General features: G+C 43.0%; 19 protein-coding genes. 8 read left to right on the forward strand and 11 right to left on the reverse strand.

Annotation, left to right across the window (positions count from 1 at the left end; all coding sequences use genetic code 11):
- Window positions 1-15: 15 nt before the first annotated feature.
- The 6 genes from J4N40_RS24230 to J4N40_RS24255 form a co-directional block, all read right to left on the reverse strand.
- On the reverse strand, window positions 16-774 hold the full coding sequence (locus J4N40_RS24230; protein ID WP_235429172.1) for a thioesterase II family protein: 759 nt from the start codon (window positions 772-774) through the stop codon (window positions 16-18).
- Window positions 771-3,899 (reverse strand): non-ribosomal peptide synthetase, encoded by a 3,129-nt coding sequence (locus J4N40_RS24235; RefSeq protein ID WP_047101763.1) that lies wholly within the window; start codon window positions 3,897-3,899, stop codon window positions 771-773. Before J4N40_RS24235 ends, J4N40_RS24230 begins: the two co-directional genes overlap by 4 nt.
- A 74-nt stretch (window positions 3,900-3,973) precedes the next feature.
- The gene (locus J4N40_RS24240; RefSeq protein ID WP_115386763.1) at window positions 3,974-6,154 is read right to left on the reverse strand and encodes a TonB-dependent receptor; all 2,181 of its coding nucleotides are present in this window, start codon (window positions 6,152-6,154) and stop codon (window positions 3,974-3,976) included.
- 94 nt (window positions 6,155-6,248) lie between these two features.
- Window positions 6,249-7,217 (reverse strand): siderophore ABC transporter substrate-binding protein, encoded by a 969-nt coding sequence (locus J4N40_RS24245; RefSeq protein ID WP_031778891.1) that lies wholly within the window; start codon window positions 7,215-7,217, stop codon window positions 6,249-6,251.
- Window positions 7,218-7,270: 53 nt separating this feature from the next.
- Entirely contained in the window at window positions 7,271-8,224 is a 954-nt protein-coding gene (locus tag J4N40_RS24250; RefSeq protein WP_047101760.1) for an iron chelate uptake ABC transporter family permease subunit, read from the reverse strand.
- The gene (locus tag J4N40_RS24255) at window positions 8,221-9,165 is read right to left on the reverse strand and encodes an iron ABC transporter permease (RefSeq protein WP_047101759.1); all 945 of its coding nucleotides are present in this window, start codon (window positions 9,163-9,165) and stop codon (window positions 8,221-8,223) included. Before J4N40_RS24255 ends, J4N40_RS24250 begins: the two co-directional genes overlap by 4 nt.
- A gap of 412 nt (window positions 9,166-9,577) precedes the next feature.
- On the opposite strand from J4N40_RS24255, the gene J4N40_RS24260 reads away from it, so the two are divergent.
- The 3 genes from J4N40_RS24260 to J4N40_RS24270 all read left to right on the forward strand — a co-directional run bounded on the left by J4N40_RS24260 (window position 9,578) and on the right by J4N40_RS24270 (window position 13,435).
- The gene (locus J4N40_RS24260; protein ID WP_085569335.1) at window positions 9,578-11,713 is read left to right on the forward strand and encodes a condensation domain-containing protein; all 2,136 of its coding nucleotides are present in this window, start codon (window positions 9,578-9,580) and stop codon (window positions 11,711-11,713) included.
- A gap of 135 nt (window positions 11,714-11,848) precedes the next feature.
- Window positions 11,849-12,625 (forward strand): 2,3-dihydro-2,3-dihydroxybenzoate dehydrogenase, encoded by a 777-nt coding sequence (locus tag J4N40_RS24265; RefSeq protein ID WP_115386762.1) that lies wholly within the window; start codon window positions 11,849-11,851, stop codon window positions 12,623-12,625.
- A gap of 99 nt (window positions 12,626-12,724) precedes the next feature.
- Complete coding sequence (locus J4N40_RS24270) at window positions 12,725-13,435, forward strand: 4'-phosphopantetheinyl transferase family protein (protein WP_052767693.1); 711 nt, start codon at window positions 12,725-12,727, stop codon at window positions 13,433-13,435.
- Between the two features lie 398 nt (window positions 13,436-13,833).
- Here the strand turns inward: J4N40_RS24270 and J4N40_RS24275 are convergent, their stop codons facing one another.
- Window positions 13,834-14,754 (reverse strand): M14 family metallopeptidase, encoded by a 921-nt coding sequence (locus tag J4N40_RS24275; protein ID WP_085569334.1) that lies wholly within the window; start codon window positions 14,752-14,754, stop codon window positions 13,834-13,836.
- Window positions 14,755-14,926: 172 nt separating this feature from the next.
- Here J4N40_RS24275 and J4N40_RS24280 point away from each other — a divergent pair, with 172 nt between their 5' ends.
- Window positions 14,927-15,832 carry a DUF808 domain-containing protein gene (locus tag J4N40_RS24280; protein ID WP_017821242.1) on the forward strand — a complete coding sequence of 302 codons (906 nt, stop codon included), beginning with the start codon at window positions 14,927-14,929 and terminating at the stop codon, window positions 15,830-15,832.
- Between the two features lie 95 nt (window positions 15,833-15,927).
- Here the strand turns inward: J4N40_RS24280 and pyrC are convergent, their stop codons facing one another.
- Entirely contained in the window at window positions 15,928-16,956 is a 1,029-nt protein-coding gene (gene pyrC, locus J4N40_RS24285) for a dihydroorotase (protein WP_250654573.1), read from the reverse strand.
- Between the two features lie 155 nt (window positions 16,957-17,111).
- Window positions 17,112-17,276: a YqaE/Pmp3 family membrane protein gene (locus tag J4N40_RS24290; RefSeq protein WP_005375297.1), complete on the reverse strand. Its 165-nt coding sequence runs from the start codon at window positions 17,274-17,276 to the stop codon at window positions 17,112-17,114.
- Between the two features lie 267 nt (window positions 17,277-17,543).
- On the opposite strand from J4N40_RS24290, the gene J4N40_RS24295 reads away from it, so the two are divergent.
- Window positions 17,544-19,361, forward strand: a complete 1,818-nt coding sequence (locus tag J4N40_RS24295) for a hybrid-cluster NAD(P)-dependent oxidoreductase (RefSeq protein WP_171345490.1) — start codon at window positions 17,544-17,546, stop codon at window positions 19,359-19,361.
- 100 nt (window positions 19,362-19,461) lie between these two features.
- Here J4N40_RS24295 and nadE read toward each other — a convergent pair whose 3' ends face one another.
- Complete coding sequence (gene nadE / locus J4N40_RS24300) at window positions 19,462-20,292, reverse strand: NAD(+) synthase (RefSeq protein WP_005375299.1); 831 nt, start codon at window positions 20,290-20,292, stop codon at window positions 19,462-19,464.
- Window positions 20,293-20,470: 178 nt separating this feature from the next.
- On the opposite strand from nadE, the gene J4N40_RS24305 reads away from it, so the two are divergent.
- Together J4N40_RS24305 and J4N40_RS24310 are read left to right on the forward strand one after the other, a co-directional pair.
- A complete protein-coding gene (locus J4N40_RS24305; RefSeq protein ID WP_005375300.1) occupies window positions 20,471-21,004 on the forward strand; it encodes a nicotinate-nicotinamide nucleotide adenylyltransferase in 534 nt (177 codons plus the stop codon).
- A 14-nt stretch (window positions 21,005-21,018) separates the two neighbouring features.
- Window positions 21,019-21,501, forward strand: coding sequence for a hypothetical protein (locus J4N40_RS24310; protein WP_017635276.1), 483 nt, complete (start codon window positions 21,019-21,021; stop codon window positions 21,499-21,501).
- Window positions 21,502-21,628: 127 nt separating this feature from the next.
- On the opposite strand, the gene J4N40_RS24315 is transcribed toward J4N40_RS24310, so the two are convergent.
- Entirely contained in the window at window positions 21,629-22,237 is a 609-nt protein-coding gene (locus J4N40_RS24315; protein ID WP_005375302.1) for a cupin domain-containing protein, read from the reverse strand.
- Between the two features lie 191 nt (window positions 22,238-22,428).
- On the opposite strand from J4N40_RS24315, the gene J4N40_RS24320 reads away from it, so the two are divergent.
- Window positions 22,429-23,538: a 1-acyl-sn-glycerol-3-phosphate acyltransferase gene (locus J4N40_RS24320; protein WP_053350090.1), complete on the forward strand. Its 1,110-nt coding sequence runs from the start codon at window positions 22,429-22,431 to the stop codon at window positions 23,536-23,538.
- The last annotated feature ends 55 nt before the right edge of the window (window positions 23,539-23,593 follow it).

Raw genomic sequence — 23,593 nt, forward strand, 5'->3', positions numbered from 1 at the left:
TGGTTAAGTAAACTATTACTCTGCAACTTCAATTGATAAGGCTCTCAAACAATCAAGCATCATTTCTGGGTGCTCAGTAACATAGAAATGGCCTCCTTTGACAACAAGATGCTCAATCACGTTATTGCACCAAAGCTTCCATTCCTCCACTTCTGAATAGTAGGCTTCTTGATCTTTATCTCCCGAAACCAAAAGAGTGGGGACAAAAAGCCGCGCATCTCTATGTGGTGGTGATGAAAAAAGATACTGCTCTGTGGCGGTAAAGTCTGCTCGTAAAGCCGGAAGAAATATTGGCCACCATTGCGGGTTATCAGCAAGACTTATATCGCATCCTCCCATTTCGATTAGATTAGTAATGAAGGTTGTATCATCACATTCGCCGAGTAGTCTTCGACCTTTAATATGAGGTGCTTGGCAACCAGAGATGATAAGACCTCTAGGGGAGTGACCTTGGAGCAAGAGTTTTCTGCTTGCCTCGTAAGCGACTTGCGCTCCCATACTGTGACCAACAATGATTGTGTTTTCTATGGGGATACGGCTTGCCAACAGGGCTTGAACCATTTCTTCGGCTAATGATTCGATACTTTCAAGAGTAGCGTCATCAATTCTGGTTTCTCTGCCAGGGTAAAGCATGATTGATACGGATTCTTTGGATAGATTCAGATTCCGCCAAGCCCTAAAGCTGCCACTGCCACCGCCTGCAAAGGGGCAAACAATATAGTGTGTATCCTGATGCGTGCCAGAAGAAGCAATCGCGATTAATGGACTCATCATGAAATTCCTTGAGGCGTTGTTGATTTACACTTATCCATAATGAGAGCGAGAGTTTCAAGCGAAGGATAGCGATACAATACAGATAATTTGATTGGATAACCCGCTTGGTGGCAATGTTTAAGTACTTCAATTGCTGCGTAGGCGTCTCCTCCCATTTGGAAAAAATCACTCGACTTGCAGAACTCATGCACGCCGAGTACCTTGCGCCAAATTTCGGCTAACTTATGTTCACTGGATGTGACAAGTGGTTGATCTACAGCAGACGATTTGTTCTTTTTACGGCTTGTCATTTGAGAGAGAGTTTTGTGGTCGACTTTGCCGTTTGCCGTTAACGGCAATGCGTCTAGAAACACTATTCTATGAGGAATCATATAGTTAGGTAGTTGATCGCTCAGTAGGTTTTGTACTTCATTTGTGTCTAGTCGCTTGGCGTTTTCTTGTTCAGGATCAAGGACGATAAATGCTGCGAGAGTCTTATCTTGCTTACCTACAGCGATGGCGATCGCACGTTGTACTTGGGGAATGTTGTTGAGTGCAACTTCGATTTCACCCAGTTCAATTCGATATCCACCTATTTTTACCTGTTTATCTCTGCGTCCCAAAAACTCAAGGGTGCCATCAGGCCAATAACAACCCATGTCCCCAGTTCTATACCAAGCACAGCCATCAATATGTAAAAACTGCGCTTGAGTTTTTAGCTTATCGTCAAAATAACCAAGAGCGACGCCATCTCCACCAATCCAAAGTTCTCCAGCAACCCAATCTGGGCAATCGCGTCCGAAGTCATCAACTACACGATATTGTTGTCGCGGAAGAGGGTAGCCATAAGGAATAGAACGCCATTCTGGTGGTACATGTTGGACATCAAAGACATTCGACCATATTGATGCTTCAGTGGCTCCTCCCATCGCGATAAATTTCCCGTCAGGTCGATACTGACGATAGCGGTCTGGTAAGTCTAATCCGATCCAATCTCCAGAAAGCATTGTTAAGCGCAGTTCAGAAGGCGCAGAGGACCTAAAGCTAGACGCATAAGTCAATAACATATCGAAAAGTGCAGGTACGCTGTTCCACATGGTGACGTTATTCTTCTCTATGACTCGACACCAAGCTCTTGGGTCTCTTCTTTCAGACTCATTCACTAGTACTATTGCACCTCCGGCAGAGAGTAGACCAAAAATGTCATATACAGAGAGATCAAAATGGAGAGCAGAAAGAGCTAATACTCGATCATTGCTATTGATTTGGTAACGCTGATTGAGGGCTATACAGGTATTTAGGGCGCCTTGGTGAGAGATGACAACTCCCTTCGGTGTGCCAGTTGAGCCTGAGGTATAGATAATATAAGCAGGCTTATTCGGCTCAATTTCTGGTGAAGCGGTCATTGGTATGCTCTTAATTGTTGCTTGCCAATCTAAATACGATAATTGGCTAGATAGCATTGAGTCCTTTGCATCAGACTTATCTGTAAGAACTACGTTTATACCAGCGCATTGGTAAATACCCTCGCGCCTTTCTTGTGGCTGATCGAGTGAAACTGGCACATAAACAGCACCAGCGTATAATATGCCTAATACAGCGACGATTTGGCCGACTCCTTTGTTCATACTCACAGCAACCCTATCCCCAGGTGCAACTCCAGCCTTTGCTAGCGCCCCTGCGCAGCTTTGCGCATAGCTTGCTAAAGTCTGATAGCTGAGAGACTCATGACCATGAATAACCGCTATTGCGTTTGGGAAGGTCTCAACGTTTTTCCAAAAACCATGATGAAGTAAGCCTTCTGGCAATTTGTGGGCTTCAGATGAGTTGAACGCATTACGAGTAGAAATTTGATTTTCTGGTAGCAAGATTGGTAGGGAGTGTGTCCAATCACTGTCTCTTTGACTGAGAGAGTCAAGGAGACCTGTGTAGCTAACCAACATTTCTTGGATCATATTTTTTGGGAATAGTGCATCATGGCTATCCCAATACAGAACAAGTTCGTCTTTCTTTAACTCCGCATGTAACGATAGCCAAGTATTGGCTGATTGGCGGCACCCCCACAACTCTCTTCGATTGGTTTCTGTAAGCTGGCTAGAGAAAGCGATATTGGCGGGGGCGCGATGAGCGTCTGAAAGCCGAGATAGCTGATGAACAAGTGAAAAAATAGGTTTCAGTTGACGAGGGTACGTGTGTTTGAAGTGTTTTTGGTTTTCTCGAACAAGAGAAAGAAAACTATGACCGAAACCAGATAAGTTGGCAAGTAGAGGCTGCGTGAATTGGCCGATAATCCCCTTTGTTCTATTTTTGGGGCTAGTATCAAACCTTAACATGAAAGTCTCTTGATGCCCCCATTGAGATAAAACTGCAGCAAAAATGGTCGCCAGCGTTAGCTCTGGTGTTACGCTATGATTTTTGCTTCTTGTTGCTAGCTGTTGCCACTTTTCAGACGGAATACTCACAGTTCGTCTGCTTATGCCTGTCTCAGACAATTTGTCTGGTTCACAAACTGTTGGGAGGTTTACGGACTTAGGTAGTTTTAATATATGTTCTTCCCATTCGGAAGAACTAAAAGTCATGCTTGTTAACTCGCTAGTGACCAAATCGTGATGTGCAGTGAGAGCTTCTGTTTGGCAGGAAAATGAGGGTAGGTTTCCTGCTAACATTTGATCCAGTTGTTCAAAAAATATCGAAACACTTTGCGTATCAACAACGACAGAGTTGAAGCGAGCATGAAGCCGAATTCTATTTAGTGGCAATAGACTAATTGAGATGCAGAGAATCGCTTGTGAATTACTTTTGATTAGCGCGGTACGAGTAAGTGCCAGTTGCTTTTCTATTTCTTCTTCCGATACCTCGCTTAACTCGTTCACATTGAACGCTTTAGTGTAGTTATTTTTAGCAATATGTAAGTAAAAATCATCACTGATTCTGGCATGCAGCATAGGGTGATGGTTTATAAGTGTTACGAGACAACGTTCTAGTGCTTCCTTTGATGTATCATTGTATTCGAATTCTTGATAGATAAAGTTGGTGATGGCTTGCTGTTCACTACGTTGCCTTTGGGTCGATAACTGCCAGCTTTGATAAGAAGTTAAGGGCAATATTGTGTTATTGCTAGGAGATAAATACTTGCTTTGGTTCATTGTGAATTCTCGTAAATAGCCAAGTGGAGGAGTGAACCCCCTAAGATGGAAGCCTAAGGGGGCGGTGAGAGGGATTAGAAATCCGCAGTAGCTGACAGCATCACTGTGCGTGGTGCGCCTAGAGCTAGGTCCGCATAGTGGGTGGTTGTCCAGTAATCTTCATCCAGTACATTGTTTACGCTAAGGCGCCAAACCACGCTTGTTTCAGCAATTTTTGAGTTGTAGCGTGCGCCAAGATCAAGAATAGTCTGTGCAGGTAATGCCTGAGTGTTTTGTGCATCAATGTACTGTTCAGACATATAGTTCGCTTGGCCGATAAGCGTGAGATCACGCATCGCAGGGAGGTTCCATTCTAATGCGAGTTTAGCTTGTAAATCGGGTAGCTTAGTTGCTTGTTTCCCCTCCTCTGTCACATCTGTTGCTTTTGTAATCTCTGCATCTGTATAGGCGATACCACCGATGAGCGTATAGTCCTTTGATAGTGTGCCGTAGAACCCCCATTCAATACCGCGATTGCGCTGTTCACCACCGAAAGAAAAAATGTTGGTATCCGGATCTTGGTACCCATTTGGCTTTTTAATCTCAAATAAACTGAACGTATGAGCAAAGCCGTCCAGGTCAAGCTTCACGCCTGCTTCAGTCTGTTTGGTTTTTTGGGGTTCAAAAGCCTCTCCTGCGTTTGCAGCGCTAGAGCCTGCTGTTTTCCCATTCGTTAAGCCTTCGGTGTAGTTACCATAAAGCGAAACTGAGCTCGAAACTTTGTATAATGCTGCAAGTGCGGGAGTGTAAGTACTTTCCTTAAACTTGGTGGTAGGAAGCGACATTCCGTTCATTATTATTCCAGATTCATAATCAATGCTCTGGTAACGCAAGCCGAGCGTGATTTGATATTTCCCATCAACAAAAGATAACGTATCGGCAATGCCATAGCTGACCTGAGTTGAATCGACAGGTAAACCATAGTAGTTGTCGTAAACTGAATTTTCTGGTCCCCAAACAGGATCATAAATATTCGAGTTCCAAGGGGCTGGATTATTATTACCTGTTGGAGAATCATTTTTATCTTCTCTAAAGTAAGTACTATTCAGTACAAGGTGGTGTTCTACTGGGCCAATGTCAAAGTTGCTACGAACACCTATCTCACCTGAAGTTCGTTTGTTCTCAAGCTTAACTGATCCGAGAGATACCTCTAGGTTACCCTCGTTATCGATGATTTTGATTCGTTGCGGTACATTTGAATGAAAATCTGTACGGCTACCACCCAATGCGCTGTATACAGTTACAGAGTCACTAACGTTTAGCTCCCCGCGAATCATCATCCCTTTATCTTCGCTATTATTGTAGGCCCAACTTGGCGTCAATAATGTGTCAGATGGAGGAGGTGATGGGATTTTGAGACCAGAAGCGATGCTTAACCCACGGTTTGCACCTTCAACTCGCTCTGTACTGTAGTAAAAATCTGCTTCAAGGAAAGCAATGTCATTACGCCAATCAAGGCTTAATGATGCAAGTTGAGTTTTGTTGCTTTGGTTGTTTATCGCGGTGTCTCCATCTTTAAATGCACCGTTGAAACGAATACCAAATTCTTCATTTGTACCAAAGCGACGTCCAATATCGATATGTCCTCCGAATTGAGTGTCCGATAAGTAGCTGCCGGTGAAAGATGTGATTGGTGTTTCTTGTGCTCTTTTTGTCACTAAGTTGATGGTGCCACCAACAGATCCATTCGGTGGCATACCGTTGAGCAAAGAAGCAGGACCTTTAAGTACATCAATACGTTGATACATTTCAGGAGAGGTTCGGTAATAAGGAGCGATACCATACAATCCATTAAACATAACGTCGCTAATGTCTGAGTTGAAACCTCTTACTTTGAAACTTTCTTTGTTTAAGCCGGTTTCACCGCTGGTGAAAACAGAGGGATCAGAAGCTGAGATTACATCTGAGATATCGCGTGCTTGTTGGTCTTGAATGTGTTTTTCTGTGTATCCAATCGTATTGAAAGGCGTTTCCATGAAGTTTTTGTCGCCAAGCATTCCCATATTACTCGCGTGAGAAACTTTGCCAGCGGCATAAACTCTGTTTGCTTCACCATAAACTGTCATTGATTCATCTACGACTTCTTCAGCTTGAGCGATACTAATTGGTACGACAAAAGTACTAAATTGAAGTGAAATAAAGAGGGCGATATGACACGGGCTTGGTTTGTTTTTCTGTGAAGAGTCCATCGCTATCTGATGATAGTCATGAGTCATTATAGATTCCTTTTCTTTGTTTGGGCTAGCTCACATCCGTTCTGACGTCGGTTGAGTGTTGAATTACTTAAGATCCAACTCATTGTTATTAGATTTAGCTTTGGTAACCTTTTAGGATGTCATCAATTATGATTTTCAGAGATGTGATGCTTGCTGAAGTGATGTACCAAGCATCGGCATCAACAAAAACGACGTTGTCGTTTTTCCATGCTTTGGTTTGACGGAGTAGCGGGTTTGCTAAGTGTTCCGCATCAATGACAGGCTTTCCTTCCATTACTGCTGTTCGATCAATGATGTAAAGAATGTCTGGATCAGCTTGGCTAATGAACTCGCTAGAAATTGGCTGACCATGCAAACCTGTCTCCACTTTTTCACTCGCTGCTTTTACCCCCAGAACATCGAAAACGAAGCCATAACGAGACTCAACGCCAAATGAGCTGAAAGCACCATTGTTATGCATGACAACCAAAGCTTTTTCTGAACGCTCTTTCGTAACAGCGCGCACTTCTGCGACTTTTGCATCGATTTCGGCAACTTTCTGTTGGGCTAGCTCTTGCTTTTCAAAGATCTCACCAAGCTCTACAAGGTGTTTCTTAATGGTATCGACGTGATGGTCACGACTATTACGGTAGCTGATGTCAAAATGTAAAGTCGGAGCGAGTTGAGAGAGTTCTTCATACTGATTAGCATGTAGCGGAGTCATCAATACGAGATCTGGTTTTAGGGCATAGATCTTTTCCATATTAGGCTGAACTATCGCACCAAGATCCGCTATCTCAGGTGTGTCTTTGTATTTCGCTAGAAAGTGAGGAACAAAGTCTTTCACCATTCCTGAGATTGGAACATTTAGCTGATCTAAAAAGTCCACTTCGTTCATATCTAATGCTGCCACTCGTTGAGGGCGATGAGAAATAGTAGTTGCTCCGAGATTGTGTTCAATCACGATGAGCTTTTCTAATGGCTGAGTATCTTCAATTTTAGTTATTTCCGGCTCGCAACCTGATAAGGTTCCTAGAGCGCAGCAAGCAAGCACGATACTCAAACGTAGGGGGCTCTTAAACATGGGGTATTTCCTTTTTGTCAGTGAGTTGTCTTTAAACAGGCGAGTAACAGTTTTCATATTTGGCTTCTTGCTCTTATCGTGATGGCTAGGAAATATCCCCCACAAAGGACATTCACCAAAATAGAGACGGTGGTTTTAAAGTTAAATAAGTGCTCTACCAGAAGTTGACCAGACAAGAACATGACAATTGCAATAGCACAAGCAACGAGCAATATGTGTCTGTAGTTCGGTGCGCTAGTAATGGAATAAGCAATATTGGCAATAAAAATTCCCATAAAAGCCGTTGGGCCAATCAAGCTCGTCGAAATTGCTACCAAAATGGCGATTACAGCAAAGAACTTTGGTACATATTGCTTATCATTTAGTCCTAATGACATCGCTTGGTCTCGACCTAGACCTATCACATCTAGCTCGCGTGACCATCTGTTAGCAAAGAGTGCCAAAACGCTTAACGCAATACTGGAAAAAAGTAACGTAGAAGGTTTCGCTCGCTCAAACGAGGTATAGCTGAATCCTTGAAGGATAGAGAATTCTCCAGGGCTTATTCTGAGCTGGATAAATTGAGCAAGAGTTGTCAGCACCATTGTCAAAACAAAGCCAATCAGCAGAACTTGGTGCATGTCATGTTTAAATCTATTGAGTACCCAAGATTGAATCGCTAAGGAATACAACAGAATGAGTATTGCAGAGACAGCGAAATTACCGACAACGCCTAATGTAGCGATGCCAGAAGTGCCCGCTAGTAATAAGAGTAGGGTTTGCCAAACCAGATAAACCGACTCATATCCCATAATGGATGGCGTAAGAATACGATTACCAGCCAAAGCTTGGAAAATAACAGCAGAGATGGCCACGCAGCTGCCCCCAATAACTATGGCACCAAGTTTAATCAGTCTCTTGGGGATGACGTAATCAAAATCCCACCCAGAGCTTGTAAAGATAAAGGCGATAGATAGTATGCAAACGAGTATAATGCTCACTCGCATGTTTGAGTAATGTGATCTCATACTCGTGCTCCTTTCAAAAGAAACACAAGAAACATAACTCCCCCGATAGCACTGGCTGTTAATCCAATTGGGACTTCAAAAGGAAAGGCAACAACTCTGCCTATGACATCGCAAAAAATAAGTAACGAAGCGCCGCCTAGTGCAACGATTGGTAGGGTATTTTTAAGGTGATCGCCATATTTTAGTGCGACTAGGTTAGGTATGACTAAACCGATAAAATGAATGGCACCTACGGTCACCACTGTTATAGCAACTGTCACGGAAACTAGCATTAGACCCAAGGCGGCAGTGAACGCAATATTAATTCCTAAGTTGGACGCAACATCTTCGCCCATTCCCATCACAGTAAACTTATGTGCATATAAGTAAGTCAGTAGGGTGATGGGTAAAATCAAGAAAATTATTTCATAGTGTTCTTGGACCACTTTGGAGAGATCTCCCATTAACCAACCGGACATACTCTGTAAGATGTTGTTTTGATAAGCATAAAACTCCGCTATGGCACTTAGTACACTACCAAACATAAGCCCAATCACAGGTATTAACGCAGAGTTACTGAATTTAATTTTTCGTACGATGGCAATGTAGATAAGGCCAGCGGCGAAGCAAAATAGTACGGCGAAGAGCATACGTTCAAGCTTGTCTGAGGATGGAAGCATGACGATAGATACCAAAATACCGAGCTTTGCCGCATCGATACCGCCTGTGGTGCCCGGCTCAACAAAACGATTTCTAACAATATGTTGAAGAATAACACCACATATTGCGAGACCAGATCCGGTAAGAATTAGTGCGATTAGCCTTGGTAATCTGCTAGCAGTAATCGGTAGCCAAGCTTTGTCATCCATGGTCAGCAATAACGACCAATCTAGTTGGTTTGCGCCGACGAAAATTGAAGTTAAGCACAATAAAGTAAATGTGATAATTATCCGAGTATTCATGAAAAACGTGCCCCGAAACAAAAAGGCAAAGAGTTGCAATTAGTTTCTAGTTGGAATAAAAGTGGGGAGGAATACGCATAATGGATACTTTTTACTGAGATGAAGTCCAATTTCAATAAATCATAACCAAGGTTTTCTTTAATAAACAATACGATCACAACTTAATTCTCAAAATGTTGTCAGAGCCACTTTACAACTTAAAATTTAACGGATTAATTCGTCAGTTAACTCGGATTAGCTGACAAAAAACTCCCTTTTCAACTCAATATAATTATTGGCTTGACGTGAAATGCAAATCTAAATGATAATCAATCCTATCACCATTATTGTCGATGTGTAAGCAAATTAACACATAATCCTAAAAAATCAGGTCGCTAACATGTCAAGCGGCCAAGTAAGAGTTAGATTTTATATGAACAACGTCACTAAAGAGCCTAAAGTCCTACTTCCAATCGGCGAATATGAAGAGCAAGTTTGGATGCGACAGCTTCAAGATTCACAGAGTATTGAATGGAGGGTTTTTTGCTATATTATTGATAAAAAAAGCAAAAACGTTCTAATTGAACGAGCGTTACACAAGCTTGTTTTAGTCGATATGCGATTAAACCTTCGATACGGATTATCTGAAGACTTTGAGTTAGAGAAGTGGCATCTATCGGAAGAAAGCCAGTTCATTGACACTTTAGATTTAGCCAGTAAGCAGTTGCCAGAGTTGATCAAAGCAATGAAAATGCGCGAGTGGGACCCAGAGTCTCAGTCGCCATTTAGAGTAGTTATTTTACAAACTGAGCAAGAGAAGTATTTGTTTATTGTTACTCATCCGATATTAGAACCACATATTAACAATACAACTATCATTAATTTATTAAGTGTTAACTACGAAGCTTTGAATAACCACTCTTATTGTGCTGGTTTTAATCCGAAAGGTATAGATATCGCTCAGTTTTATTACCATGATGACTCTGAAAGTAATATTGAAGAAATAATATTAGCTGAATTTAGGGATAGTCTCGATGACCCTGATGTTGAATTAGATGACGACTTTTTTGAAATTGGTGGGCACTCACTGTTGGCAACTAGAATTATTGGGAACCTAATGAATAATCATGGTATCGAAGTTAGCTTTAATGACTTCTTTAAATTTCCGAGCGTGAAAGCTCTTGCTCAGTGTGCTTCGGTGCCTCATCAGTCGCCGCTGTCAACGCCTTCAGAAGAACTCGAAATGCAGGAGGCAACGGTATCAAGTTGCTATCCATTGTCATTCGCACAACAATTCTTATGGGACGCACATGTTGCTACTGGCAAGTGTGCGATTTTTAATTTGCCATTCGCAATGCGATTTGATGGAGAAGTGGACGAGGAGTCATTTGAGCTCGCATTTTCAGATTTATTGATTCGCCACACTGGCCTCAGGAGTTTGTTTGTTGATGACGAGAGTGGCGTAGGGCAGCGTATAATTGATGAGAAAGACTTGCCAAATTACTCTTGGTTTTGGGGAAGCACAGACGCTGGTAATGCGAACTTGGCTTCTGAAGCGGCTTATGTGTTTGATGTATCTAAAGAGCTTCCTCTGCGCGTACGATTCTTTAGAGATAAGCAAACAGGAAAGCAGATATTGTCTTTTCTGATTCATCATATGATCATCGATGAGTGGTCATTAAATAGTTTGATGTCTGAGCTTTCAAATGCATACATGTCGAGAGTTCAAGGCTTAGAACCCGTTTGGACAAAACCGGCGCTTAGCGTCCATGATTATGCTGTCGCGCAGAAGAATCGTGGCGCAAGTCCAGAAGATCTGCGTTACTGGGTGGAGCATTTGCAAGACGCTACTCAAGGCCTCTGCCTGACCGAACATAAACCTGAGCAAAAGGCGTCTGTTATTAATGCAATTGAAGCAAATTGGATAGAAGTCGATTTAGGTTCACTCGCTCATCAGGCTGTCTCTGCCTTAGCTAGAGAGTGCAACTCGTCTATTTTCAGTGTTATTTATTCTGCTATTGCACATGCTCTGCAGGACGCAGGAGACTTAAAGGACTTGGTGATTGGTACATCTGCATCAGGACGCGATGATGCAAAATACTTCGGCTCAGTCGGCTACTACACCACAATGGTCGCTCACCGAGTGGTATTTGACCCTGAGCAATCTTTTGTGAGGCTGATTGAACATGTAACTGAAATCATCAATGACTCTTTGCCCCACGCAACAGTGCCGATTGATATGGTTCAACGCGAGCTTGGTTTTGAGCCCAACAACGGATTATTGTTTGATGTGTATGCTCAGATTCATGCTGATAATGCATTGTATGGCTCACTACAAAATCCTCAGGGTGAATCGGTTTCGTACCAGCAAATCCTCCCAAATAAAACTGAGTCACTTTTTGGTTTACACTTTGAAATTATGGAAAACGTGGTCAACGAAGCGCGTAGTTTGCGCTTAATTGTTACTTATCAGACTGCTCGTTACAACGCTGAACAGGTTTCTAGCATTGGACAGAAAATGAAAGAAGTCCTCATCAGCCAGGCCGTACTTCAGGCAACACTAACCTAAAACGTATTATTGACAGTATTGCCATAGTAACGGCCAGTGAATGTCACTTGCCTAGTATGTCAATTTTTTAAGTCCCCAACATTAAAAGAGTTTACTTTCTAAGAAGTAGACTCATTGTTTTTAGTGGAAATCATGATGTCATTAGATAATCAAAGAATATTGCTTGTTGGAGCGGCAACTGGCATTGGTTTGTCAACTTTAGAACATTTACTGAACGCAGGTGCTCGAGTGCTCGTGGCAGATAAGCAAATAGACCTCTTGAATAAAAATACGCAAGTTTTGGCTCAAAGATACCCTACGCAGTTTGAATGCCGTTGGTTAGATCTAAACAATCAAAGCGGAATTGTTGAGATAGTGGAGTCTTGGCAGCAACAAGCTGCATTTGACCATTTAGTCTGTTGCGCTGGAGTGCTACATGTTGGAGCTCTCCATGAGTTGTCTATCGATGTGGTGAAGCAGACTTTTGAGATAAATACTTTTGGTGTCCTCGCATTAATGCAAACCCTTGCCAAGGGGATGAAATCTCAAGGCTCTGGAAGCATGGTGATTATTGGTTCTAATGCAGCTAATACACCAAGGAACGCGATTGGTGCTTATGGAGCCTCAAAAGCAGCGCTTCATATGATGGTGAAATGCATGGGAATCGAACTTGCTCAGTTTGGTATTCGCTGCAACATTGTCAGCCCAGGTTCAACAGATACGCCAATGCAAAGACAGTTGTGGACTGAAAATTATGCTGAGGCTGAAGTGATCGCGGGTGATTCAAGTCAGTTTAGGTTGGGCATCCCACTTGCAAAGTTGGCTCGACCAGAGGACATTGCTAACACTATTTTGTTTTTACTTTCGGATGCAGCAAACCATATCACGATGCATGACTTGCGAGTTGATGGAGGGGCAACCTTGGACAACTGAAAGAATACGCATTTCTTATGGTTTGGCGCATTTGGAAAGCTCGTCATGTTAGATATTTATACACCAGTTCTATTATTGAGGTGAGCACTTTTGGTTGAGATGAAATCTACTCTGGCAGCCAACGCACTTAACTTGAAGTTTGAAACGGAATGGATCGCCAAGAACATCGTAAAAGTGTCTTTGAACATTGACTATTCCACCAAGTTTAGAAGTAACTTAATGGCACTAGGTGTGAGTTTGCCTTCGAACTTACACCGAGCCGTTCAGTCTAGGCAGTGTGAGTTTATGGCTGGTCGCGCATGCGTACAAATGGCAATGTGTTTACTTGAGGCGTCAAACGTAGAGCTGCCCCAAATTGGAGCTCATAGAGAGCCTCTATGGCCGGAAGGCTATTATGGTTCCATTAGTCATAGTGCTACATGTGCCGTGGCGATAGTTGCCACCGATGAAAAGGGGTATTTTGGTATTGATAGGCAGGAGTGGTTACCCCATGAAATTGCGCGCTCTATTTCTCCTAATGTTTTGTGTGCGAAGGAGTATGCGTTTTCTACGCTGTTTTCTAATTACGCTGAATTTATAACTACGGTATTCTCTGCTAAAGAGAGTTTATTCAAGGCGATGTTTCCAAGTATAAAAATCTATGTCGACTTTTTCGTTGTTCAGCTTTGTTTTGTCGACTGGCCGCAGGGTAGATTAATATTTGAGGTGACCCAAGATCTTTCGTGTGCCTTTTATAAGGGAAAGAAGGTCGAAGTGTTCTTTAGGCGATTTGTTGATGACGTAGAAACTAGAATTATCGATTGTCTTTGATTAGGTTACTAGAAAAGTGAACGTTCGAGAGTACCTCAACGAACAAGAGTTAAAGAACATCAGGCTTAATATATTGCTATTAATCTGCTTAATCGGTTTTACTAGTTTAGGGTGACCTAAACTAGTAAAACTTCATTAATTTACACTGTAGGTGGCGAGTACAGCTTTAACAGCAGAGGTGCATATTGAGCATGCAGCTTATCCAGTGCTTGCGTTTTAACGCAACTCATATGTAATATCAATCATGCCACATGAAGTCATGGCGTTTTAATCTCTTCAGAAGTAGCCATATTAATGTGGTCATTTGTTAATGTTGAAATGTATCTCATATGAAAGATTGCAAGCTTTTGTGCTAAAAAGTTATACGAACTTATATTGCAAGGCGCTGTTAGTTCGGGTTATACAAGCTTATTTTTTAGGTAATCTAGACCACCCACAATAGCGAAGACTTGCGCATCGTTACATTCTTCGTCGGTCACCGTTGGGCTGTCTGGGTACACTTCCGTTGTCGTGCCGTAAACGCAATTTGTTACGCCGCCACATAGGCCCAGCTTTACCATTGGGTAGTTGATAACGCCAAACTGTACGACGGGTGAACCAATGATTTCGCCGTTTTCATCTGCTGGTGCAATGTGAGTCACTTTTGCAACTGACTCAATGACCGCTTTTTGGAAGTCAGGCTGAGGGTTTTCACTATCTCCCACCGTGTAAAAGCCATCTGGGATCATACCTTCAATGTACTCAATACCATCACGAGCAGCTAAGGCTGGACGGAACTCAGTTTCGTCAGAATCTGTCGTTTCATGTAGATCAATGTGCATTAACACATCGCCTAAAGTTGCAACTAGCTTTATGAGGTTAGCGGACTCTTCGGCAGGGCTATCCTTATAGAAAGAGCGGTTTGGATCAATCGCGTTTGGATTCCAGCGGTTGATCACCTCGTAACCCCAAGGGCTTACGCAGGGTGCAACGACAATATTGAAATGCTCTGCATAGCGCTCTGCTTCTGTTTCTACAAACTTTAATGCGCCATGTACACCGCTGGTTTCGTAACCGTGCACGCCGCCTGTGACCAACACAGCAGGTTTAGTTGAATCCCAATTGCGTGTTTTGATACAAAACAGAGGGAAGCGTGCCTCGTTGTATGAGAGCGCACCATATTGTTCAACATCAAAACGCTCGCGTAGGGCATCGATTTTACTGACGACTTCATCTTGGTAGCTACGTTTTACTTCTTGCGTTGCTAACCAAGCTTTACGTTCTTCTTCTTTCCAAGGTTGGCCAGGAGTACCGATCGGGTAAATGTATCCACTTTTCATCTATACTTTTTCTTTTGACTGCTGAAAGGTATCACAAGACTAGACCTGTCTTATCTTTACGGCAATATAAAACACCATTTGGGGTGGTATTCTTTGCAAAATCATCACTTTGATGAGTGATTCATTGGTGTTACATTTTGTTACTTACTCAATTTCATATAAGAGACAAAAAATGGCTGGAGCAAGTTTACTCACACTGTTGGACGATATTGCCACGGTGCTTGATGATGTCGCCTTAATGTCAAAAATGGCTGCAAAGAAAACCGCAGGTGTGTTGGGAGATGATCTAGCGTTAAACGCTCAACAAGTGTCTGGTGTTGCATCTGAGCGAGAGATTCCAGTGGTTTGGGCGGTTGCAAAAGGCTCATTCAAAAATAAATTGATTTTAGTTCCTTCAGCTTTACTTATTAGCGCGATTATTCCATGGCTTATTATGCCATTATTGCTAATTGGCGGCTTATTTCTCTGCTTTGAAGGGGCAGAGAAAGTACTTGAGAAAGTGTTTCCTCACTCGCATCCGCACGAAGAAAAAGAGGAGCTAGTTAATACTGGCGAGTCGATAGAAGAGTATGAAAAGCGTAAAGTTTCTGGTGCGATTCGAACAGACTTTATCCTTTCAGCAGAAATCATCGTGATTGCGTTAGGTACCGTGACAGGAGCCAGTCTTGTTACGCAAATTTTAGTTGTCAGTTTAATTGCAGTGATTATGACGGTTGGAGTTTATGGACTAGTCGCTGGGATTGTGAAGCTAGATGATTTAGGCCTTTACCTTGAAAGTCGCTCAAACGGTAAAGGTTGGGTGGCGAAAGTCGGAGGGGCCTTGGTCGCTTTTGCACCAAAGTTGATGAAGTTGTTAACCATTGTAGGAACTGCTGCGATGTTTTTGGTGGGTGGAGGAATTGTGGTGCACAACGTGCCAGCCATTCATCACTTTGTAGAGCCGATTATTATGAACTTTAGTGGTCATTCGGTTGCTACAGCCATTTTGCCTATTTTATTGAACGGTATTATCGGCTTTGTGGCGGGGTTGGTTGTGGTTGCGGTATGGACGATGGTTGAAAAGCTTCGTGGTCAATAATCACATCTAAAACATGAGACGATAATAACAAGGGTCATGACTTCTTTTTACAAAAAGCATGACCCTGTTTTATAGGTGAAATGTCAGTAAAGTACTTACTTCACTTTCCACTCGATCTGTTCATTTGCTCGAATAGGCACAACGATATCATTGCCAAATGGCATCGTTTCTGGCACATCCCAAGCGGATTTTTCTAACGTTACCGTATCTGTGTTACGTGCAATGCCGTAAAAATCAGGACCGTTGAAGCTTGCGAAAGCTTCCAAGTTTTCCAACTTGTCTTCTTTTTCGAAGACTTCTGCATAAAGCTCTAGCGCTGCGTGTGCAGTGTAAGAACCAGCACAACCGCAAGCCGATTCTTTTGCCCCTTTCGCATGTGGCGCTGAGTCTGTACCTAGGAAAAACTTCTTGCTACCACTAGTTGCTGCTTCGATCAGCGCTTGCTGGTGGGTTCCGCGCTTAAGAATTGGCAAACAGTAGAAATGAGGTTTAATACCACTCACAAGCATGTGGTTACGGTTGAAAAGAAGGTGGTGGGCAGTGATGGTAGCCGCTACGTTGTCTGAGGCGTTGTTAACGAAGTTTGCTGCGTCGGCGGTGGTGATATGTTCTAGAACGATTTTAAGATTAGGGAAGTCATTGACGATAGGAGCGAGGACAGTATCAAGGAATTCTTTCTCTCGGTCGAAGATATCAACATCGTGATGTGTTACTTCGCCATGAACCAGAAGTAACATTCCGACTTCTTCCATCGCTTCTAAAACGTGATAAATGTTCTTCGCATTGGTCACACCGGAATCTGAGTTTGTGGTAGCGCCTGCAGGATAAAGCTTGGCAGCAACAATGTTTCCGGTGGCTTTAGCCTTACGTATTTCGTCTGGTGTCGTGTTATCTGTAAGGTAAAGCGCCATTAAAGGCTCAAACTGTTCGCCATGTTGCTCTTTAATAATTCGGTCACGGTAGGCTAGGGCGAGCTCAGTTGTGGTAACAGGTGGGACGGTATTTGGCATAATCAGCGCACGGCCATTGTAGCGGCTGATGTCGCGAACGGTGTCTTTAAGAGCTTCCCCATCGCGTAAGTGAACGTGCCAGTCGTCAGGACGAGTGATAGTCAGTGTTGTCATTAATTGCTCCCACCATTGAAAAGTTGTCTGATTGGAGCCTAAGCGCCGTATTTGCTTTTGAGCAAACGCTTGCGCTTAGGCGACAGGATGATAGAGGAATTGCCCTCATATTTCATCCCATTTTTCAATTTTATAAAGAGTGAGAGTGTAAGTGGTTACTTCATTGTTAACCAAAGCGCGTGGATCGTACCTGGTAGAAAGAAGAAACACGTCAATATTAGATTAATCAAAAAGTCTTTATTTAGACCTTTCTCCATAAACACCGCGACAGGCGGAAGAAAGATACATAACAAAATCAGAACCAGTTTTCTTGTATCCATAATTAAGCTCCAAATCGATAAATGGGAGTAGTGATAACTTGGGTGAATTATGTGTGTCGTATCACACTTTATCAAACGGTATTTGGTCAGAACGGTGTTAAAAAACGCGAATATTGAGTGTAGTAAATACTTGTCACTAAAACCAAATTTATAAGAATATGGTTTCGAGAAAGTTGCGATGGATGAAGAGGCAGTAGACTCTGCAACTTAATGTGATTTGAGTATACAATACCGCAACAAATAAAAAACACCCGTAGGAAGAAGGCCATGTCGCAACCCGTTTTATCCCAAATTAATGTTTTTCCGGTTAAGTCAGTTGGCGGTTTATCGCTGTCGTCCGTATGGGTTGAGAAGCAAGGATTGAGCTTCGATCGTCGCTTTATGATTGCGAAAGCTGATGGCTCGATGATCACCGCGCGAAAGTATCCGCAAATGGTAACCATTAAGTCTGCCCTATTGTCCGATGGAGTGGTGTTTAGTAGTTTGGGTATGGAGCCACTTAAAATCCGTTACCAAGATTTCAAAATGCAGGAGACACCTGCAACGGTTTGGAAAGATACATTTACTGCCTATACCACGACAGATGATGCAGATGACTGGTTTAGTCGTGTTTTGGGGCTGCGCGTTGAGTTGTTATTTAGTGGTGAGCAATCGAATCGTGTCCGTGAAAAGCTAGGTCAAAACGTCAGTTTTGCTGATGGTTATCCGGTTTTAGTGATCAGTCAAGCTTCACTTGATGAGCTGAACCGAAGAAGTTCAGAACTACACTCAATGGGTCAGTTTCGTACTAACTTAGTTGTCTCTGATACTAAACCATTTGAAGAAGATTCATGGAAGCGCATACGAATCGGTGAGGTAGAGTTTGAGTCTCTCAAACCTTGCGAGCGCTGTATCCTGACTACGGTGAATACCCAAAGAGGCACATTCCGTGAGAGCAAAGAGCCGCTCAAAACCTTGCAACAGTTCCGTGCAAACGATGTCGGTGGTGTGTTCTTTGGCCAGAATCTTGTCGCGCGAAATGAAGGCATTATTCGTCAAGGCGATAAAGTTGAAGTATTGGAGTACAAAGAGCCGGAGTTTTACGCAGATAACTCGCCAGTGCGCATGAAGCTTACATGTGTTGAGCGTGAAGAAATTGCCCAAGACTTTGTGACCTTATGGTTAGAGCCAAACAAAGGCTCGTTGCCTAATTACTTGCCAGGACAACACCTGCCAATAGAGGTGAATATTGATGGTAAGAAAGTGGGTCGACGCTATACCTTATCATCCAGTCCTTCTCGCCCGGGTCGTTATGCTATTTCTGTAAAGCGTATCGCGGGCGGAAGAGTCTCTAACTCACTCTTAGACAACTTACAAGTCGGTGATGTTTTAGAGGCAGAACAACCTGACGGTCAGTTCCACCTTAAAACGCATGAAGCGCAGCCTCTGCTGTTACTCTCTGCGGGTAGCGGAGTAACACCAATGTTATCAATGGTGCGTTACTTAGCGGATCACAATCAGTTGGATAATGTGGTTTTCTACCATCAATGTCGCACCGAGAATGATATTCCTTGTCGCTCAGAGTTGGAGCAGTTAAAGCGTGAGCACCCAGGGCTAGAAGTAAAAGTCTGTTTAACGCAACCTGCTGTTGATTGGTTTGGTTTGAAAGGGCGTTTAAGTTTGTCACACATTAAGCAAATCAAAGATGTTGAACAGCGCCAAGTGTTTGTGTGTGGTCCTGATGGTTTTATGGAGAAAGCGAAAAATCTCCTGCTAAGAAAAGGGCTGCCAGAAGAAAACTACCATCAAGAAGCGTTTGGCGTATCTTCAGTCACTTCAAGACCAGAGAAGAGCATAGCGATCGATTTCAATGGGACGAAAGTTGTAGGGAATAATCAGAAAACGTTGTTAGATCAGCTTGAAGACGCAAGGAAGGTTGTTAGCAATAGCTGTCGTGCTGGCTTATGCGGCGCGTGTAAGGTTCAGCTTACGTCGGGTCAAGTACATCATCCGGACGTGCCTGCGTTGACAGATGAGGAACGTGCAATGGGAACCGTATTGGCGTGTTGTGCTGTGCCAGAGACGGACGTAACAGTAACCAACTAGGCGAGAGCAATTTTGTCCTTCGACAAAAACTGTTCCTAGACAAAAAAACGCTGCTATTTTTAGCAGCGTTTTGAGTTTTAAAGAGAGCTGAAAATATCGCTTAGTCGTAAATCGTCGGGATTGGCTGGCGTTTGTGCTGCGTTGCTTTGTAAATCGCTACCAGACGGTCACTCACTTGCTGTGGAACAGGTTTGCCCTCTAAGAAGTCGTCGATTTGCTCGTAAGTTAGGCTTAGGGCATCTTCATCTGCTTTTTGTGGAGCAAGCTCTTCTAAGTCTGCTGTTGGCACTTTCTTAACTAGTTGCTCAGGTGCACCCAATGTAGCAGCTACTTCACGAACTTGGCGCTTACTTAATCCGAACAATGGTGCCATGTCACAAGCGCCATCACCAAATTTAGTGTAGAAACCAGTGATGTTTTCTGCTGAGTGATCAGTACCAAGAACAAGGCCGCCTACGTAGCCCGCGATCTCGTATTGAGCAACCATGCGAGCACGCGCTTTTACATTGCCTTTTACGAAGTCGACTTTTGCTGCATCAGTTGGTAGAAGATCTGTGCCTTCTAATGCAACGTGAGAAGCCGAATGAAGCCCGTCAACACCTGCTTTGATGTTCACCGATACAGAATGGGTTGGCTGGATAAAAGACAGAGCGAGCTGAGCCTCATCTTCATCTTTTTGCTCCCCATAAGGCAGGCGAACTGCGATAAATTGGTAGCTATTGTTGCCCGCTTCTTCGTTCAGCTGGTCTACAGCCAACTGAGCTAAACGACCACATGTCGTTGAGTCAACGCCACCGCTGATGCCAAGAACAAGAGACTTACAGCCCGCTTCTTGCAATTTACGCTTAATAAAAGCGACACGGCGTTCAATTTCAAAATGCGGATCAATTGAAGGGAGTACGCGCATTTCGTCACGGATGGATTGTTCCATTTAGGGTTCCTTTTCCTGCAAATATTTCAGACTCTAAAGCACATTTGCTCAAATGGTGATAAACCATACAGTTGAGGCTCATTAAACGCGACTTTAGGGTCAAAAGCTGTAAAGATTAGTAGTATCATACCGAAATCATCAGATTAGAAAACTCTCTTCAACCAGGTAATCACCGGATATGAAAAAAATCGCCATTTTTGGTAGTGCATTTAACCCACCTAGTTTAGGGCATAAAAGTGTTATTGAGTCTTTGAGCCACTTTGATCTTGTGTTACTTGAGCCAAGCATTGCACACGCTTGGGGCAAGAACATGCTTGATTACCCAACTCGGTGCAAAATGGTTGACGCGTTCATCAAGGATATGGGGCTTTCTAATGTTCAGCGTTCTGATGCAGAGCAAGCTTTATACCAACCTGGACAAAGTGTGACGACCTATGCGTTGTTAGAAAAAATTCAAGAAATTTACCCAACTGCCGATATAACTTTTGTCATTGGTCCTGATAATTTCTTCAAATTTGCTAAATTTAGTAGAGCTGAAGAGATTACGGAACGTTGGACTGTTATGGCATGTCCTGAAAAAGTAAAAGTCAGAAGCACAGATATTCGCAAAGCATTGGCCGAGGGTGAAGAGATCGGCGCCTATACAACACCTTCCGTACGTGATTTATTACTTAGTAAAGGCTTATACAGAGAAACATTGTCTGGGAACTGAGAGGTCAGATTTTCATGGTCAGAGTAGTTTTATTTAGTGCATGTGCGCTGCTTGTGGTGACACAAGCTCATTCCGCGTGTAACTATTTTTCTGATCGTTCCGTGGTGTTTGAAGATAACACGCTTCCAATCTGTGAAGAAATTTTAGATTCCATCGGCGTGTTAAGTACTGAAGCATTGATTTGGTATGCAGCGGAAGCGAAGCTTGAAGGACCAACAGAAAACTATTGGGAGGAGTGGGCGATTAAGCCGGAAGACACCCCACTTCTAACTCAAAACTTAGAAAAGAATTACTTTGGTCTTGGTTTTTGGATGCCGGAAGAGCTCCGAGACGAAGAGAGTAAAATGGATACAGAAGAGTGGCTTCGTAGTCACGGGTTGATGTTCAGCGTTGGTTTTGGTGATAAATCCGACGGACAGCCAAGAATGCGGTTTGATTATCGTTGGCACGAATATTATGACGCTGACTGGATGATGCAGATAGAAGTACCTTTCTAGACACCTCAAGCAAATGAAAAAAGGGCGTACATTATCAATGTACGCCCTTTTTGTTTTTACTTGAATCTCTACTTTCTGTATCCGTAACTCTACGTAATGCTGAAAACGTAGCTTGTTAAAGAGCAAGTTATAGCGCTTCTCCAAAGACTAAAAAGCAAAGCTGTTCATATTCTTCGGTGTTACCAGCAAAAAGAGAGTCAACAATCTGCTCTTCCTTCTTCCCCGACAGTTTCATTTTTCTTGCTTCACGTAGTGTTAGTACCAAGCAAAGCTCTTTAGAAATATTCATGTCACAGCCAGGTGTCCACTGATTGATGGTTCTTGTTAATGTTGAGTGCGCTAGTTTAGGAGACAGCGTCAATACTTCATGCCTTACTACTGTCAGTAGATCGGTTTGCAGATCCGAGCGTTCGGCTGTTGTTGCTAGCTTCTCGACGAGCGCTTTTAGTAGCGGTGAAGGCTTCACAAAGCCCGCCTGTTGTGAGAAGTCGTCATTTAAACGCACAGAAAAATCACAACGATATACACGAGAATTAGGTAAAAAGGTGAGGGAGCTCAAACATCCTTGAGGAATCCAAAAATATTGGCCTGGTTCAATGGCATACTCCTGCTTACCCAATTTAATGACGGCTAACCCTTCGATGACAGACAATAGACTGTGCTTCAGTGCTTTTTTACGCGCAGCTACATCAAGAAAGGGGTATTTAGCGTCGTGAAATTCAATTGCGTAGTTCATTATGAGTACCAGTGTTTTTTGGCGCTAAGGGTAACGTTAAACCCATACGATTCCAACCTGCTGAGAGAATTTTTTAGCATGATAAATGGTGGCTTAACTGGTATGACCATGTTAAAAGTATGGGTTGAAATGCTGCTTGTCAGCAAAACTATGCGTAAAATGTGCCAGCTTTTTTTGATATGTAATGAACAATGACAGCCAATACCGATCCTTATATTGAAATTCGTCCTTACAACGACGAAGAAATTCCAGCAGCGCTGGATCGTCTAATCCAAGATGATGAATTTATCACTGCTATCCTAGAACATCGCTTTGCTAATAAAGCAGCGTGGTTCAAAACGCTAATGAGCCCGATCCTGCGCATCTACCTGAAAGCCAAGTGGAGCAAGCTTGATTCTGTCGAAGCAATTCAGATTGAAGTGAAGAAGTATCTGAAAGATACATTGAATAAGACAACGGATGGCGTCACTTTTTCTGGTTTGGATAAGCTGGATAAAAACACGTCATACCTATTCGTTTCTAACCACCGTGATATTGCGATGGACCCTGCGCTCGTAAATTATGGCTTGTACCAAAGTGGGCACCGTACAGTTCGTATAGCGATTGGCGATAACCTGCTGAAGAAGCCATGTGCGACAGAATTGATGCGACTCAATAAGAGCTTCATCGTTAAGCGCTCTGCTAAAGCGCCTAGAGAAATGATGAAAGCATTGGGACAACTTTCAAGCTATATCAAACATTCGCTTGATACTGGCAATTCAATTTGGATTGCCCAAAAGGAAGGCCGTGCTAAAGATGGAAACGACTTTACTGATCCTGCGATTTTAAAAATGTTCCATGTTGAAGGTCGTAAACAAAAGATCAGCTTTGGTGAGTACACGCGTTCTCTGAAAATCGTTCCTGTCTCGATTTCCTATGAAAATGATCCATGTGACATTGCCAAAGCAAAAGAGCTGTACGAAAAAGCAGAAAATGGCCGCTATGAAAAAGGCGAATTTGAAGATATCGAAAGCATCATTCAAGGTATCGTTGGCTATAAAGGCCGTGTACATGTTGCGTTTGGTGATGTGATTGAGCAAGAGTTTGAAACGCCGGAATCTCTTGCTGGTGAAATCGACCGCCAAATTCACAACAACTACAAGTTGTACCCAATCAACTTGTTAGCTGCTGGGCATGAAGATTCGAGCATCATTACGGAAGCAGTTAAGCGTCATCTCGCGGATAAGTTGGATCAGCTACCTGAAGGCGCAAGACCTTATTTGGTGGCGAGCTATGCCAATCCTGTGAATAACCAAGAGTAACTTTCGTCACTGAACTCTGTTGATTCAGAATGCCTTAAAGCCTCGGTCTGCCGGG

Origin of the sequence: Vibrio sp. SCSIO 43097 (assembly GCF_023650755.1) — a bacterium.
In the GTDB taxonomy this organism is placed as follows: Bacteria; Pseudomonadota; Gammaproteobacteria; order Enterobacterales; family Vibrionaceae; genus Vibrio; species Vibrio alginolyticus.